The sequence below is a fragment of the Carboxydothermus pertinax genome, from assembly GCF_001950255.1.
In the GTDB taxonomy this organism is placed as follows: domain Bacteria; phylum Bacillota; class Z-2901; order Carboxydothermales; family Carboxydothermaceae; genus Carboxydothermus; species Carboxydothermus pertinax.
Map to the genome: position 1 here is coordinate 15,546 of NZ_BDJK01000055.1, position 15,081 is coordinate 30,626.

Annotated in this window: 15 protein-coding genes; all 15 read left to right on the top strand. The window is 41.3% G+C overall.

The window, feature by feature from the left end; all coding sequences use genetic code 11:
• The first annotated feature begins 148 nt into the window (after positions 1 to 148).
• Positions 149 to 532 carry an adenosylmethionine decarboxylase gene (gene speD / locus cpu_RS10030; RefSeq protein WP_075859856.1) on the top strand — a complete coding sequence of 128 codons (384 nt, stop codon included), beginning with the start codon at positions 149 to 151 and terminating at the stop codon, positions 530 to 532.
• Positions 533 to 709: 177 nt separating this feature from the next.
• A complete protein-coding gene (locus cpu_RS10035) occupies positions 710 to 1,372 on the top strand; it encodes a hypothetical protein (RefSeq protein ID WP_075859857.1) in 663 nt (220 codons plus the stop codon).
• Positions 1,373 to 1,388: 16 nt separating this feature from the next.
• Complete coding sequence (locus cpu_RS10040; RefSeq protein ID WP_075859858.1) at positions 1,389 to 2,111, top strand: demethylmenaquinone methyltransferase; 723 nt, start codon at positions 1,389 to 1,391, stop codon at positions 2,109 to 2,111.
• 60 nt (positions 2,112 to 2,171) lie between these two features.
• Positions 2,172 to 3,620, top strand: coding sequence for a menaquinone biosynthesis decarboxylase (locus cpu_RS10045; RefSeq protein ID WP_075859859.1), 1,449 nt, complete (start codon positions 2,172 to 2,174; stop codon positions 3,618 to 3,620).
• Positions 3,613 to 4,467 carry a UbiA-like polyprenyltransferase gene (locus tag cpu_RS10050; RefSeq protein ID WP_075859860.1) on the top strand — a complete coding sequence of 285 codons (855 nt, stop codon included), beginning with the start codon at positions 3,613 to 3,615 and terminating at the stop codon, positions 4,465 to 4,467. Before cpu_RS10045 ends, cpu_RS10050 begins: the two co-directional genes overlap by 8 nt.
• A 20-nt stretch (positions 4,468 to 4,487) precedes the next feature.
• Positions 4,488 to 5,588: an aminofutalosine synthase MqnE gene (gene mqnE, locus cpu_RS10055; protein WP_075859861.1), complete on the top strand. Its 1,101-nt coding sequence runs from the start codon at positions 4,488 to 4,490 to the stop codon at positions 5,586 to 5,588.
• Positions 5,588 to 6,433 (top strand): menaquinone biosynthesis protein, encoded by an 846-nt coding sequence (locus tag cpu_RS10060; RefSeq protein WP_075859862.1) that lies wholly within the window; start codon positions 5,588 to 5,590, stop codon positions 6,431 to 6,433. Before mqnE ends, cpu_RS10060 begins: the two co-directional genes overlap by 1 nt.
• Positions 6,424 to 7,500, top strand: a complete 1,077-nt coding sequence (gene mqnC, locus cpu_RS10065) for a cyclic dehypoxanthinyl futalosine synthase (RefSeq protein ID WP_075859863.1) — start codon at positions 6,424 to 6,426, stop codon at positions 7,498 to 7,500. The genes cpu_RS10060 and mqnC overlap by 10 nt, the downstream gene beginning before the upstream one ends.
• A gap of 4 nt (positions 7,501 to 7,504) precedes the next feature.
• Positions 7,505 to 8,905 carry an L-seryl-tRNA(Sec) selenium transferase gene (selA, locus tag cpu_RS10070; protein ID WP_075859864.1) on the top strand — a complete coding sequence of 467 codons (1,401 nt, stop codon included), beginning with the start codon at positions 7,505 to 7,507 and terminating at the stop codon, positions 8,903 to 8,905.
• Complete coding sequence (selB, locus tag cpu_RS10075) at positions 8,902 to 10,809, top strand: selenocysteine-specific translation elongation factor (protein ID WP_075859865.1); 1,908 nt, start codon at positions 8,902 to 8,904, stop codon at positions 10,807 to 10,809. The genes selA and selB overlap by 4 nt, the downstream gene beginning before the upstream one ends.
• 94 nt (positions 10,810 to 10,903) lie before the next feature.
• Positions 10,904 to 11,482 carry a flavodoxin family protein gene (locus cpu_RS10080; RefSeq protein ID WP_159434000.1) on the top strand — a complete coding sequence of 193 codons (579 nt, stop codon included), beginning with the start codon at positions 10,904 to 10,906 and terminating at the stop codon, positions 11,480 to 11,482.
• Positions 11,483 to 12,280 (top strand): hypothetical protein, encoded by a 798-nt coding sequence (locus cpu_RS10085; protein WP_075859867.1) that lies wholly within the window; start codon positions 11,483 to 11,485, stop codon positions 12,278 to 12,280. It begins immediately after the preceding gene.
• A gap of 37 nt (positions 12,281 to 12,317) precedes the next feature.
• Complete coding sequence (locus cpu_RS10090; protein WP_075859868.1) at positions 12,318 to 12,929, top strand: nitroreductase family protein; 612 nt, start codon at positions 12,318 to 12,320, stop codon at positions 12,927 to 12,929.
• 92 nt (positions 12,930 to 13,021) lie between these two features.
• Positions 13,022 to 13,861, top strand: coding sequence for a non-homologous end-joining DNA ligase LigD (gene ligD, locus cpu_RS10095; RefSeq protein ID WP_075859869.1), 840 nt, complete (start codon positions 13,022 to 13,024; stop codon positions 13,859 to 13,861).
• 143 nt (positions 13,862 to 14,004) lie between these two features.
• Complete coding sequence (gene dprA, locus cpu_RS10100) at positions 14,005 to 15,072, top strand: DNA-processing protein DprA (protein ID WP_075859870.1); 1,068 nt, start codon at positions 14,005 to 14,007, stop codon at positions 15,070 to 15,072.
• Positions 15,073 to 15,081: the final 9 nt, after the last annotated feature.

Sequence of the window (15,081 nt, forward strand, 5' to 3'; positions counted from 1 at the left end):
AATTAAAAGAAATTAATCCAGAAAATCTTTAAATTTTTATTGACAATAGGGATTTATGTGCTAAAATTTAATTTGATTGAATCAAGCCCATGTATACAAAGGGGGTCATAGTTCCCACAAAATTTTTTCTTTAAAGGAGGAAGTGCCGATGAATGCATTAGGCCGTCATGTGATTGCCGAGCTTTACGGCTGCGGGTTTGACGTTTTAAATGACGTCAAAAGAGTCGAAGAAATTATGGTAAAAAGTGCTTTAGAAGCTGGTGCCGAAGTTAGAGAGGTTGCGTTTCACAAGTTTAGCCCGCAAGGGGTTAGCGGTGTGGTGGTTATTTCGGAATCCCACCTTGCTATTCATACCTGGCCTGAGTTAGGCTATGCTGCTGTTGACGTATTTACCTGCGGGGATACGGTTGATCCCTGGGATGCTACCAATTACCTGGCAAAGGAATTTGGGGCAAAGTACATGACGGCTAAGGAGACGAAGCGAGGCGTCATGGTGGAAGAATTTGCCGAAAGCCAAGCCGTCAATTTATAGGAGGGATTTTTATTAGTACGTGTTTCAAACACGGTTAACGAGCCTTACATACCGGAAGAGGTGTGTAGGGCTTATTTATTTTTTAAAGGCAAAGAATAATTTTAAAAATTTAAGAGGAAATTAGGATAAAATAAAGAATAATAGTATAAATGTGCATTGCATGAGGAGGACCTAAGTATGGAAGTTATCCTGGAAAATGACATCCAAAAAATGGTAAACAATATCCTGGAACTGATAACGAAAAAACTTAAAAATAACGTAGAAAAATATGAAGAAATATTACCCGAAATTAAGGGGATGAAAACTCTAAAAAGAAGGCTTCTCTTTTGGCTGGCGGTTGGCCAAAGCCTGGGGATAGAAAAGGCTAAGTTAAAAAAAATTGCCGAAATCTTTTCGTATATCTATCTTGCCCATGAAATCCACCGGCAGGTTTTGGAGGAAGAGTATCAGGAAGAGAGAACAAAAACTCAATACCGGGTATTGGTAGGCGACTATATGTATGGTAATTTTTTTCGAGAGCTGGCACGGGCAGGCCTTTTAAAGTATTTAAACCCTTTATCAAAGCTTATTCTTGATATTAATGAAGCAGCTCTTTTAAGCCTTAGGGAGGGGAATAATTACCAGGATGCAAGGTATTTTATGGGACAATGTTTAGCTCTTTTGGGAGATTTAGCACAGCTTCCCAAAGATTTAGTAGAAGAGCTAAGGATACTGGGTGAGGAAGTAGGTGATTTTCTTGCCCGCTGGGATAACCAAGAAACAGGGGATTTGACAAAATTAAAAGAAATACTGCAAAAAAACGGTACCTTTAAATTTTCTTTTGCGGATTATTTAATATAGGAAGGGGTAAGAGAGCTTGAACAATTCCCGCCAAACTTCAAAAGAGGAACTGGTTTATAATATTTTTTCTTCTATTGCTCACCGGTACGACTTATTAAATACCGTTTTAAGTTTTAACCGGGATAAAGCCTGGAGAAGGTTTGCTGTTAAGGTATCGGGCCTGTCCCCGGGGGGACGGGGGTTAGATGTGGCTTGCGGCACCGGCATGTTTGCCATTGAACAGGCCCGGGTGGTGGGACCGACCGGAGAAGTAATTGGGCTTGATTTTAACGAAAATATGCTAAAAGTTGCCCGGAAAAATATTACCAGAACCTCCTATGAAAAAGTTATAAAATTAGTTCATGGCAATGCCCTGAATTTACCTTTTCCGGATAATAGTTTTGATGCAGCTACCATTGGCTTTGCTTTAAGGAACGTTCCGGATATTGAAAAAACGATTTTAGAAATGAAAAGGGTAGTAAAACCAGGAGGCCGGGTAGTAAATTTAGAGCTTGCTCACCCCACGCTTCCAGTGTTTAAACAGTTGTACTGGTTTTATTTTGACAAATTGGTTCCGTTTTTAGGGAAACTGGGGGTGGGGGTGGAAGGCCCTTACTCATATTTACCCAACTCGGTAAAAAATTTCCCCCACCAGCAGGTTATTAAGAAAATGTTTGAGGATTTAGGCCTGGTAGATGTTAAATGCTATGAGTTAACTGGTGGAATTGTAGCGGTCCATGTGGGAACAAAACCAAATTAGAGTTGAAAGTAAGAATATAAAAAAAGAAAAATTAGAGTCATTGTTAGGAGGGAGTAATTAATGGCGTTTCGCGATCTTCGAGAATTTATCGCAGAATTAGAAAAGCGTGGCGAGCTAAAAAGAATTAAAGCGCCGGTATCGCCAGAATTAGAAATTACAGAAATTACCGACCGGGTTTCTAAAGCCTACGGCCCGGCGCTTTTATTTGAAAATGTTCCGGGCTATGAAATGCCTGTCCTGATGAATGCTTTTGGTTCTTATGAAAGAATGAAACTAGCGCTAGGAGTAGAGCGCTTTGATGATATTGGGGAAGAATTTTTGAGTATTTTAAACCCCGAGGATATCCCGGTTACCATGTTTGAAAAACTAAAAATGCTTCCCAAGCTTGCCAAGCTTTCAAATTTTTCACCGAAAATAGTAAAAAGCGGTCCGGTGAAAGAAGTTATTATCAAAGATAACCCCGATTTAAATAAACTTCCGGTATTAAAATGCTGGCCGCAAGATGGTGGGCGTTTTATTACTTTACCATTAGTTATAACCAAGGACCCGGAGACCGGGAGAAGGAATGTAGGTATGTATCGGATGCAAGTATATGATGGGAAAACCACCGGGATGCACTGGCACATGCACAAAGATGCGGCCCACTTTTACCAAAAGGCTAAACGTCTGGGTAAGCCCTTAGAAGTGGCGGTAGCTTTAGGAGGCGATCCAGCCACAATTTATGCGGCGACTGCTCCTCTGCCTCCATCCATTGATGAATTCCTTTTTGCCGGTTTTATTAGAAAAGAGCCAGTAGAGTTAGTAAAAGCGGAAACGGTGGATTTAGAAGTACCAGCTCATGCGGAAATAATCATTGAAGGGTATGTTGACCCCGATGAGCTGCGTTTAGAAGGTCCTTTTGGGGATCATACCGGGTACTACAGCTTAACCGATTATTATCCGGTATTCCATGTAACGGCTATTACTCACAGAAAAAATCCCATTTATCCGGCGACCGTTGTCGGAAAGCCACCTATGGAAGATTGCTATATGGCAAAAGCCACGGAGCGGATTTTCCTACCCTTTTTAAAATTAGTTTTGCCGGAGATTGTCGACCTCAATCTTCCTTTGGAAGGGGTATTTCACAACTGTGCGATAGTTTCCATTAAAAAGCGCTACCCTGGCCATGCCCGAAAAGTAATGAATGCCCTTTGGGGGCTGGGGCAGATGATGTTTACCAAAATGATTATTGTCGTGGATGAACAGGTAAATGTGCAAAACCTTTCCGAAGTGATGTGGAAAGTATTTAACAATATTGACGCTAAACGGGATTTAATGATAGTGGAGGGTCCGCTGGATATTTTAGACCATGCCTCGCCCCTACCCAATTACGGCTCAAAGCTTGGCATTGATGCTACCAAGAAATGGCCATCGGAGGGTCATACCCGCCCCTGGCCGGATGATATAGAGATGGACCCGGAAATAAAAGCTTTAGTGGACCGGAAGTGGAGTGACCTGGGCCTTGACTAAACTTAAGATCTTTCTGGAAATGATTAAATTTGAACATACCGTTTTTGCTCTACCTTATGCTTATCTAGGAGCCTTTCTGGCGGCTGGAGGAGTGCCTAAACTACGGGATTTTATCTTTATAACCTTAGCCATGGTCGGAGCAAGGACTGCCGCGATGAGTTTAAACCGGATTATTGACCGGCAAATTGATGCCTTAAATCCTCGAACCAAAACCCGGGCGCTTCCTCAGGGGCTCTTAAAAGTATCGGAGGTATATTTTTACACTATTCTTTCCCTTGCCCTTTTTTTCTGGGCAGCTTCCAACCTAAAACCTCTGGCTCTTAAACTTCTGCCCCTTGCGTTATTTGTTTTGGTGATTTATTCTTATACCAAAAGATTTACCTGGGCCTCTCACTTAGTTCTGGGACTTGCCTTATCCTTTGCTCCCCTTGGAAGCTTTGTGGGGATTTCAGGGGTTATACCGACGGCGGCTTATTTTCTGGCTGCCGGGGTGCTTTTTTGGGTGGCTGGTTTTGATATAATTTATGCCCTGCAGGATGCCGAGTTTGATAAAAAGCATGGCCTTTATTCAATTCCTGCCCGGTTTGGTAAAGACAAAGCATTAAAAATTGCACGTTTTTTTCACTTTTTAACTATAATAGCGTTTTTAATTGCAGGGATTAGCTTTGGACTCAGGTATTTTTACTTTGGTGGGCTTTTAATAGTTTCCCTTCTTTTAATTTATGAACACTGGCTGGTAAAGCCTGATGATTTAACAAAAATAAATATCGCGTTTAATAACGTCAATATGGTAATAAGTATTTTAATGTTTACCGTAACGGTTTTGGACTTAATAGTTAAATATTAAAAAGAAAAGGGAGTGACATAATGTTTAGTTTTTCCGATAAAAAATTAGAAAAAATTTATGATAAAGTAGAACGAGGTAAAAGGCTATCCTTTGAAGATGGCCTAACCCTTTTTCAATCGTCCGACCTTTTGGGGATTGGCTATCTTGCCAATATTGTCCGCGAGAGAAAAAACGGCAATAATGCTTATTTTATCGTTAATCGCCACATTAACCCTACCAATATTTGTGTTAACCGCTGTAAACTTTGCGCTTTCGGTGTAGATAAAGATTCACCGGAAGCTTACCAAATGAGTCTCGAGGAGATTGAGGCCAGGGCCCGGGAGTCTAAAGACGACCATATTTCGGAAATTCACATTGTAGGTGGTCTTCATCCCGATTTGCCTTTTGATTTTTATGTGGAAATGGTCGAGCGAGTGGCAAAAGCACTGCCCGGGGTTCACATTCAAGCTTTTACAGCGGTGGAAATTGACTACTTTTCCCGCATTTCCGGCAAATCGCTGGAAGAAGTGCTAACAATATTAAAAGAAGCGGGTCTTGGCTCACTCCCCGGTGGAGGGGCGGAAGTTTTTTCCGAGAGGGTCCGCCAAAAAATCTGTGAGAAAAAAATCTCCGGGGAACGCTGGCTGGAAGTAATGAAAACAGCTCATAAGCTGGGCTTAAAAAGCAATGCTACCATGCTTTACGGACATATTGAGACCATTGAAGAAAGAATTGAGCATTTAATTAAGTTAAGAGAGCTTCAAGACGAAACTGGCGGCTTCATGTCGTTTATACCTCTGGCTTTTCATCCCAAAAATACTGGTTTAGAAGGAGAAATTAAAACCCTCACTACTGGGGTTGAAGATTTAAAAATGCTGGCTATAAGCCGATTAATGCTAGATAACTTTGACCACATTAAATCTTTTTGGATTATGGTTGGACCAAAACTTGCCCAAATTTCCCTTTCCTTTGGGGTTGATGATATTGATGGTACGGTGGTAGAAGAGCGGATTACCCATGCTGCCGGGGCTACTACTTCGCAAGCAATGACCAAAAAGGAAATCCTTCACCTTATCCGGGAAGCCGGAAGGAAACCGGTGGAACGGGATACCCTTTACAATGTTGTTCAGGAGGATTTTTAATGAAATTAAGAATTGGACGGGTAAGCTATTTAAACTGCTTACCCGTATATTATCCTTTAGAGAAAAAAGCCAATGACCGAATACAACTTTTTTCAGGACCTCCGGCAGAGTTAAACCGTCTTTTTCTTAAGCGGGAACTGGATGTTACTCCAATTTCCTCGATAGAATATGCCAGAAACCACCAGAACCTCTTAATACTTCCTAACCTTTCCATTGCAGCTAATGGACCGGTACTAAGCGTCATGTTTTTTTACCGCAAAGAGTTTTCGGGAAGACTTGGTGAACTTAAAAAAGTTGGCGTTACAGTGGAATCGGCAACTTCGGTGGTTTTATTAAAGATAATTTTAAAAAAGCTGTTTGGGGCCTGGCCAGAGTATGTACCAATGAATTTAAATATTGAATTTTCCCAAACTACTGATTTGGATGGAGCGTTACTTATTGGGGATAAAGCTCTATCTGGATATTATCATACTCCACCGGATTTAGGAGTCTTGGATTTAGGAGAGGCTTTTAAAACCCTTACCGGCCATCCCATGGTCTATGCGGTGTGGGCTGTTCATCGGGAAACTTGTGCCAAGGAACCTTTAAAAATTAAAAAGTTAAGCGAGCTCTTTCAAAAAGCCAAAGCTTTTTCCCTATCCCACTGGGAAGAAATGGTGGCTTATGGCAGCCAAAAATACCCTTTTACTCCTAAAGAAATTGATGAATATTTAAAAATTATTTCCCATGAATTGTCCGAGTCAGAAATTGCTGGTCTTTTGGAATTTTATCGCCTGGCTTCGGAAATTAATGAAGCTCCCAAAGAGGTTATTGTTAATATCTGGAGGGAAGAGGATTGGAGATAAAAAAAGTTTACGGAAAAATAGAAGCGGGGGAACGGATTACTTTTGCCGAAGGAGTTTTACTTTTTGAACAGGGAGATTTATACAATTTAGGACGCCTGGCTAACCTCGTCCGGCGCCGGCATCACCCGGAAGATATAGTTACTTTTGTAGTGGATCGGAATGTAAACTATACCAATATCTGCTCTACTGCTTGTAAATTTTGTGCCTTTTACCGTCCTCCGGGACACCCGGAAGGATATATTTTATCTCTGGAAGAAATATTTGCTAAAATTGAAGAGTTGGTTAAATTAGGGGGAACCCAGCTCTTAATGCAAGGGGGGACTCACCCGGATTTAGGTCTTCAATACTTTAAAGATTTATTCTCTCAAATTAAAAAACGTTTTCCCCAGGTCCAAATTCATTCCCTCTCACCGCCGGAAATCATGTATCTTGCAAAAAAAGAGGGGCTAAGCGTAGTTGAAGTTTTAAAAGAATTAAAAGCAAGTGGGCTACAATCTTTACCTGGAGGAGGGGCGGAGATATTATCCGACCGGGTGCGAAAAATAATAAGTCCCAATAAAATTTCGACAAAAGAGTGGCTCATGGTTATGGAAGTAGCTCATTCCCTCGGCATGAAGACAACGGCTACAATGATGTTTGGACATGTAGAAAATTATGAAGACCGGGTAATGCATTTAGAAAATATTAGAAAACTTCAGGATAAAACCGGCGGATTTACCGCCTTTATCCCCTGGTCGTTTCAACCGGCGAACACTGCTTTAGCTCATCTTTTACCTGTTGGAGGGATGGATTACTTAAGAACTGTGGCCATATCTCGAATTTACCTGGATAACTTTCCGAGCATTCAAGCTTCCTGGGTAACCCAGGGGGCAAAGATTGCCCAGCTTGCCTTATATTTTGGTACCAATGATTTTGGTTCGACCATGCTAGAGGAAAACGTAGTGCGGGCGGCCGGGGTAACTTACCGTATACCCATGGAGGAGATAATTACGACTATTCGCGAAGCGGGATTTATCCCGGCAAAACGGAATACCCATTACGAAATTTTAGAAATTTACAAGGAGTGAGTGGATGCCAGCGGAAAAGTTATTACGCTCTATTCCCAAAGTAGACGAGATCCTCAAAGCTCCGGAACTACAAGATTACTTGGGAAGGTTTCGTCGGGAAATCGTTACCAAAAAAGTTCGCGAAGTTCTGGAGGAATTGCGGTTGGCTATTGTTTCCGGTGAGCGGCAAAAACCGCTGGAATTAAGAGAAGTTATTTTCCTTGCCCAAGAAAAAATTGACAAATTTTTTTTACCTCCCTACCGGCGGGTAATAAATGGTACGGGCGTAGTTCTTCATACTAATTTAGGCCGGGCTCTTTTAGCTCCCGAGGCAGTGGAGGCTTTACAAAAAGTTTCCGGTAGCTATGGCAATTTGGAGTTAGATTTGAAAACCGGGAAACGGGGTTCACGCTATGACCATCTGGTGGAGTATCTTCGCGAGTTAACGGGAGCCGAAGATGCTCTAGTGGTGAATAATAATGCTTCCGCAGTTATCTTGGCTTTAAGTAGCATGGCTTCGGGAAAAGAAGTTATTGTTTCCCGGGGACAACTGGTTGAAATTGGCGGAGCCTTTAGAATTCCAGATATTATGGAAAGAAGTGGTGCCATTTTAAAAGAAGTGGGTACCACCAATAAAACCAGGCTTACCGATTACGAAAAAGCGATTTCCGATAATACCGGATTACTACTGGGGGTACATACCAGCAATTACAAAATTATTGGCTTCACTGAAACCGTGGAAATAGCTGACCTGGTGCGGCTTGGCAGGGAAAAGGGAGTTCCAGTAATGTGGGATTTAGGTAGTGGAAGCCTTTTGGATTTAACTCCCTATGGCCTTCCTTATGAGCCAACGGTGCAGGAAGTATTAGCTAAAGGGGTGGATGTAATTACTTTTTCCGGCGATAAGCTTTTAGGAGGGCCTCAGGCAGGAATTATTGCGGGCAAAAAAGAATTTATTGCGAGAATGAAAAAAAATCCTCTAACCAGGGCAATCCGCATTGACAAAATGACAGTAGCAGCTTTGCAGGCAACCTTAATGCTTTATTTTGAAAAAGATTTTCTAACGAAAATTCCCGTTTTAAGAATGCTAACGGAAAAACCTGAAATTATCAAAAAACGTGCTCAAAAACTTTACCGTAAGCTTTTACGGACAAATTTATCTGCCGAAATTATCCTGGAAAAAGGAAAGTCCGAGATTGGTGGTGGAGCTTTTCCGGGAACTTATTTATCTTCCTGGGTAATTAAAATTAAGCCTAAAAATCTCTCAACAGAAAAATTAGCAAGCTTATTACGTCTGGAAAATCCAGCCCTTTTGGGAAGAATTGAAGAGGAACAACTTATCATTGATTTACGGACGGTTTTAGAAGAAGAAATAAACTACTGCTTGGAATTGCTGGTAAAATATTTGGCAGGTGACCGGCTATGAAATATTTCATTATAGGTACTGCAGGTCATGTTGATCATGGAAAAACCGAGTTAATTAAAAGGCTAACAGGTATAGATACTGACCGCCTAAAAGAAGAAAAAAAACGGGGGATTTCCATTGAGCTAGGCTTTGCTCACCTTACCCTTCCCTCGGGAAAAAAAGCAGGTATTGTGGATGTTCCAGGGCATGAGCGGTTTATCAAAAATATGCTTGCTGGAGTAATGGGGTTCGACCTGGTATTACTGGTTATTGCCGCCGATGAAGGTATTATGCCCCAAACCCGGGAACACATGGACATTTTAAAGCTTCTGCAAATTAAAAAAGGCCTTGTGGTAGTAACCAAGAAAGATTTAGTAAATAATGACTGGTTAAATCTGGTTGTTGAAGATATTCGGGAATATTTACGGGGGACTTTTTTAGAAAATGCTCCAATCATTCCTGTCTCTTCTCTTACCGGTGAAGGGATTCCTGCTTTGCTGACGGAAATCGACCGGATTGCGGAAGAAGTGGAGGAAAAACCCAGGTCCCATTATGCTCGCCTTCCTATAGACCGGGTTTTTACTATTGCTGGATTTGGAACGGTAGTTACCGGAACTCTCTGGTCAGGAGAACTAAGGGTAGGAGAGACGATAGAAATTTTACCCCGGGGTTTTACAAAAAAAATCAGGAATCTTCAGGTACACGGTCAAAAAGTGGAAAAAGCAGTGGCGGGTCAAAGAGTAGCGGTAAACCTTGCGGATCTGGAAGTCAAGGATATAGAACGGGGGGATAATCTTGTTACCCAGGGGGTTTTAAAACCAACCCGTTTGCTGGATGTTAAGCTAATTGCGTTATCTTCGCAAGAAAAGCCGATCCACCACCGCCAGCTAATTCGTTTTTATTTAGGCACTGCGGAAAAGTTTGGGCGAGTCTTACTTTTAGACCGGGAGGAGCTGGAGCCCGGGGGTGAAGTATACGCGCAAATAATGCTTGAAGAACCTGTAGTTGCTGACCGCCACGACCGTTTTGTTATCCGTTCTTACTCTCCAATGCTTACTATTGGTGGTGGAGAAATATTAGACCCGTATCCGGGACGAAAATATAAACGCTTTCGACCGGAGGTACTGGAAAGCTTAAAAATCAAAGAGACTGGAGACCCAGTGGAATTAGTATTTAGTGCCCTTTCGCAAAGTATAAAACCTCTTGATAAAAAAGTGTTAGAACAAAAATCCACCCTTCCCGCCCAAACAGTAGACGAGAGCTTAAATAAATTAATAATTGAAAATAAAGTTTATTCTTCTACCGAAAAGTTATATCTTGCAGCTCCCAATTTTGCTAAACTTATAGAAAAGGCCGGTGAATTTTTACAAAGTTATCATCGCCAATACCCCTTGCGAACGGGTGTACCGAAAGACGAATTAAAGAGTAAACTTTTTAATGATTTTACTCCCAGGGAGTTTCAGGCTTTTTTGGAAATTGCCGAGAGTAGATCTAAGCTTAAGTTAAGTGGGAATAAGGTATCTCTTCTTGACCATTTGCCAAAATTTACTCCTGAGCTTTTAAAAGTCAAGGAAAAGGTTTTAAATTATTTTAAACAAGCGGGACTAACCCCAGACAATCTAAAATCTCTTTTATCTAATTTTAATCTAACCGAAGAACAAGCCCAGGAGCTCATAAATTATCTGGTGGAGCAAGGTGAATTAATAAAAATTGATGAGGGAATTTATTTAGCCCGGCAAAATTTTGAAGAGGCAGTAGCCAAAATTAAAGCTCTCTTGGTCGAAAAAAAGGAAATTGTAATTGCCGATGTTAGAGAACTTCTTGGTATCTCGCGCAAATATGCCTTGCCCCTTTTAGAAACCTTAGATCAACTGAAAATCACCCGGCGGCTTGGGGATAAAAGGATTTTAGCAAGGAGGGAGTAAAAATTGAAAAAGAGGAAAATTTACCGGGTAAAAAGGCGACCCCTAGAGATTTGTGAAAACTATTATGTGGTCAGCGAACAAAAGGGAGACGGCCGTGGAGAAGTCCCTTAATTATTTAATTCTTTCCACAAGTCCAAGGCTTGGTGGTAATAGCGATACTGCCGCCCGGTATGTGGAACAGCTCCTCCAGGCTAAAGGCAGCGGGGTTTTTCTTAACCCTTCTCGCAAAAAAATTAATCCCTGTCTTGGGTGTAATTTATGTAGTCGTGATGGTAAGTGTATCCAAAAAGATGATATGAAAGAAATTTATGAGTTATTGCCTAAATGTAATTTTTTGGTTTTGGCTTCTCCCATTTATGCGATGGGCCTTTGTGCTCAGGCCAAAGCTCTTATTGACCGAATGCAACCCTATTGGGCTCAGAAATATATTTTAAAACAGCGGGAACCAACTTCTCCGGAGCGCAAAGGATTATATCTTCTTACTGCCGGCACTAATTTTAATTCCGTGTTTACTGGAGCAGAAATTACTTTAAAATATTTAAATAATGTTCTAGATATAAAGGAATTTATCACCCTTGGTTTTAAAGGGGTAGAAGGAAAAGGGGAAATAAAAAAAGACCCTTCCAATTTTGAAAAAATTTATGACGCTTTAAGACTATTGGAGGTGATTTAAATGCGGGCTAGCTTTTCTTTAACCGTAGCTGAAGGAAAAAGGTTGATTGCTCACGGTATTACCAAACATCCGGCGGTGGCAAAAGCTTTTAAGGAAGGGATTGTGGTTATCGCTGGCGGAACTACTAATGGGTATATCGTTGAAGAATTAACCGGCAGGAAAATTGAACGGGAGTTGTATACTGCGGGAGTAATAACGCCCAAGGGACAGTGTGTTACCGATCCTGGTCGGAGAATTCCACCGGTGGTGGTAGAACGGGGTAAAATTTCAGAACTTAGCTGGCAGGAAGCTCTAGAAAAAATGGGGCGAGAGGATGTGTTTTTAAAGGGAGCTAATGCTATTGATGCCGAGGGTTTTGCGGGTATTATTACTTCAGACTCCTACGGTGGTACCATTGGGCGAGCTTATCCCCTGATCCGGGCTCGAGGTATTCGGTTGATTATTCCAGTGGGGCTAGAGAAAATGGTTCCCTCGGTCCGAAAAGCAGCAACAATGGCTGGTATCTATGCTCTAGATAAATCTTTAGGGCAAAAATTTGGCTATACCGTGGTGGGAGATGCCGAAATTTTTACTGAAATTTCAGCTTTAAAGCTTTTTTATCCTAACGTAGAAGTAGTGGTCGTGGGAAGCGGTGGAATTGGTGGAGCTGAAGGTGGAAAAACGTTTATTGTAGAAGGAAAGGAGAGGGAAGTAGTAGAATTATTAGAATTAATTAAAACCCTTAAAGGAGAGCCGGGACTAAAAGATAGCAAAAGGAATTGTCCCTGCGATGTGCCCTGTGACCGTATCATAAAGTAAATCCGGATTTAAGAAATCAGGTATAAGGAGGGGGAAAATGGAGCTTAAAGAAATTTTAAAGGGGAGAAGAAGTATTAGAAAGTTTAAGAAAGATCCTGTGCCCCGGGAGCTTTTGGAAGAAATTTTAGAGGCTTCTCTCTGGGCACCATCCGGGAAAAACCGCCAACCCTGGGAAATTTACGTGGTGGGGGGAGAAAAACGGGATGAGCTGGCAAAATTAATTGCCGAAGCAGGAAAGCATTTAAAGCCTAAACTAGAAGAACTTTTTCCAGAAAAAATAGTAAAGATTACCCTTCAATTCTTTGAAAATGTCGGCGATGCCCCGGTTATTATCTTGTTTTATATTCCTAAATACGAATATGCAGTAAACAACCAGATGAGCGGACATGAGCGGCACTTTAACGAAGAAAACCGGATTGAAGCAATAATGAGTGTATCCGCCTTGGTAGAGAATTTAATGCTTTTAGCTTATGAAAAAGGCCTGGGGACTTGCTGGATGACCGGGCCCAGGTATGTGGCCGATGACATTGACCGGTTTTTAGGGGTAACCGATAAGGAGTTTGTTTGTGCGGTAGTTTTAGGTTATCCCGATCAAACTCCCCCGGTGCCTCCGAGAAAAAGCGGGAAAATACAATTTATCGGGTTTTAAGGGAAGTTAGAAAATCGTGTGGCTTTAGCTGCACGATTTTTTGTATTTCCCAAAGCCTTTTCGGGAAAAGTATACAAAAAGAAGGTGGGGTTATGGTAAAAGATTTGGTTTATCCCGAGGGAATTTACCTTGAGGAAATCATAGCTTACTATCGCCAGACCTGGGATTATCTACGGCCGTACTTGGAGAAACGGCCCTTTTTTGTCAAATTTTATCCCGAAGGGGTAGGAAAAGAAAGTTATTATGTTCGGGGAAAATTAACCCATGCTCCTCTGGGGCTGGTTTACCACGGAAAAAAGATCAACGAAAAAACAAGTATAATAGTGGAAGATTTTTCGACTTTAAAGTGGTTATTAGAACAGGGTTGTATTGAAATGCACGGGCTTTTAGCTAAAGCGGGAAAAGAAAAATTTCCGGATCTTTTACTTTTTGATTTAGACCCCTTTCCCCCTTCTGGCTTTAAAGAGTGTTTAGAAGTTGCGGTATTAATTCGGGAAGTCCTCAATTCTTATGGTTTAGAAGGTTTTGCGAAGACTTCGGGCTTAATGGGTTTGCATATTTTAGTACCGGTAATTCCCGTGTATCCCAATGAAATGTTGGTAAAAATTACTAAGTTTATAGGAAGTCTAGTAGAAAAAGCCCATCCCCAGCGGGTAGCTCTTCAAGATTATAGAGCAGAACGGGAAGGGAAAGTGCATCTTGATTATAATCACAATCGTTTTGGTAAAACGGTTATTTTACCCTATAGTATAAGAGCTTATACTGGGGCTGGGGTTTCTACGCCTCTTACCTGGCAGGAAATTAATAATGGAAAAATAAATCCCCTGGATTTAAACATAAAAACTATACCGGAACGACTAAAAGACAATGGTGATGTCTGGAACTTGTTTACAAAGCAATATTCTTTAGAGGAAATTATAAAACTTATTTAAAAAGGTTTTAAACCATGGCCGAAGATGACATTTATTAGAATAGATAGAATATTTGGGTAGAATTTATGGTGTTCTTACTTGACGTTTAAGCCGGTGCCGGGTAAAGTAAAGAAAGATAAATTTAACAAAGTGGGGTTGATTTTTTGGCAAACAGCGATTATTATTTAACCTTAGCTTCTGTATACTATAACCAAAAGCTTAATCACCTGATTAAAGAGGGTTTTCCAGTAAAAGAAATTGTTTTAGCCCCGGAGAAAACCCTAAAGGAACTTGGGTTTTCTCCGGGCGAAATTAAAAATCTATCTCGGAAAATTACCGAGTTTGATGCTGAAAAAGTGAAAAAATATTGCCGGGATTTGGGAATAAAGATTATTACCTTTGAAGATGAAGAGTATCCTCAAAATCTTTTACACTTATACGACCCGCCGGTGGTGTTATTTTGTTTGGGAGATACCCGGCTCTTAAAGGAAACAGCGGTAGGAATTGTGGGTGCGCGTCGGGCTACTTCCTATGGTGTAAAAGTAGCACGAACCTTTGCGGAAGACCTGGCCCGGTCAGGAATAACGGTTGTTAGTGGGATGGCCCGAGGAATAGATGGCGAAGCCCACCGGGGTGCTCTTAAGGTTGGGACAACGATTGCGGTATTGGGGTCGGGTATAGATGTACCTTATCCCCGGGAAAACGAAAAACTATATCAAGAGATTTTACAAAAGGGACTGATTATCTCTGAATTTTTACCAGGAACGTTACCTCTTCCTTTCTTATTTCCGGTACGTAACCGTCTAATTGCTGCTCTTTCCCAGGGGATAGTGGTGGTGGAAGCGGCTTTAAAAAGTGGAAGCTTAATTACCGCCAAAATTGCCCTGGAGTTGGGGCGGGAGGTCTTTGCGGTGCCGGGAATGATAACTTCTCCTCAAAGTGCGGGGAGTAACCTCCTTATAAAAGATGGGGCTAGAATTGTTTTAGGGGTAGCAGATATTTTAGAGGAACTCGGGTTTAGCTCCTTATTCCCTGCCAATTCTACCAATTTACCCGAGCTTTTTGGGTTATCGCAAAAAATTTTAGAGCTTTTAACCGCTGAAGATTTAGCACCAGAAAATATAGCAGAGATTCTTCAAGTTAATATTTCCGAAGTATTACGTGAGCTTTCACTCTTAGAAATAAAAGGCTATGTAAAAAAACTTTTTGGAGGTAAGTTTACCAAGATTTAAGAGGTGATC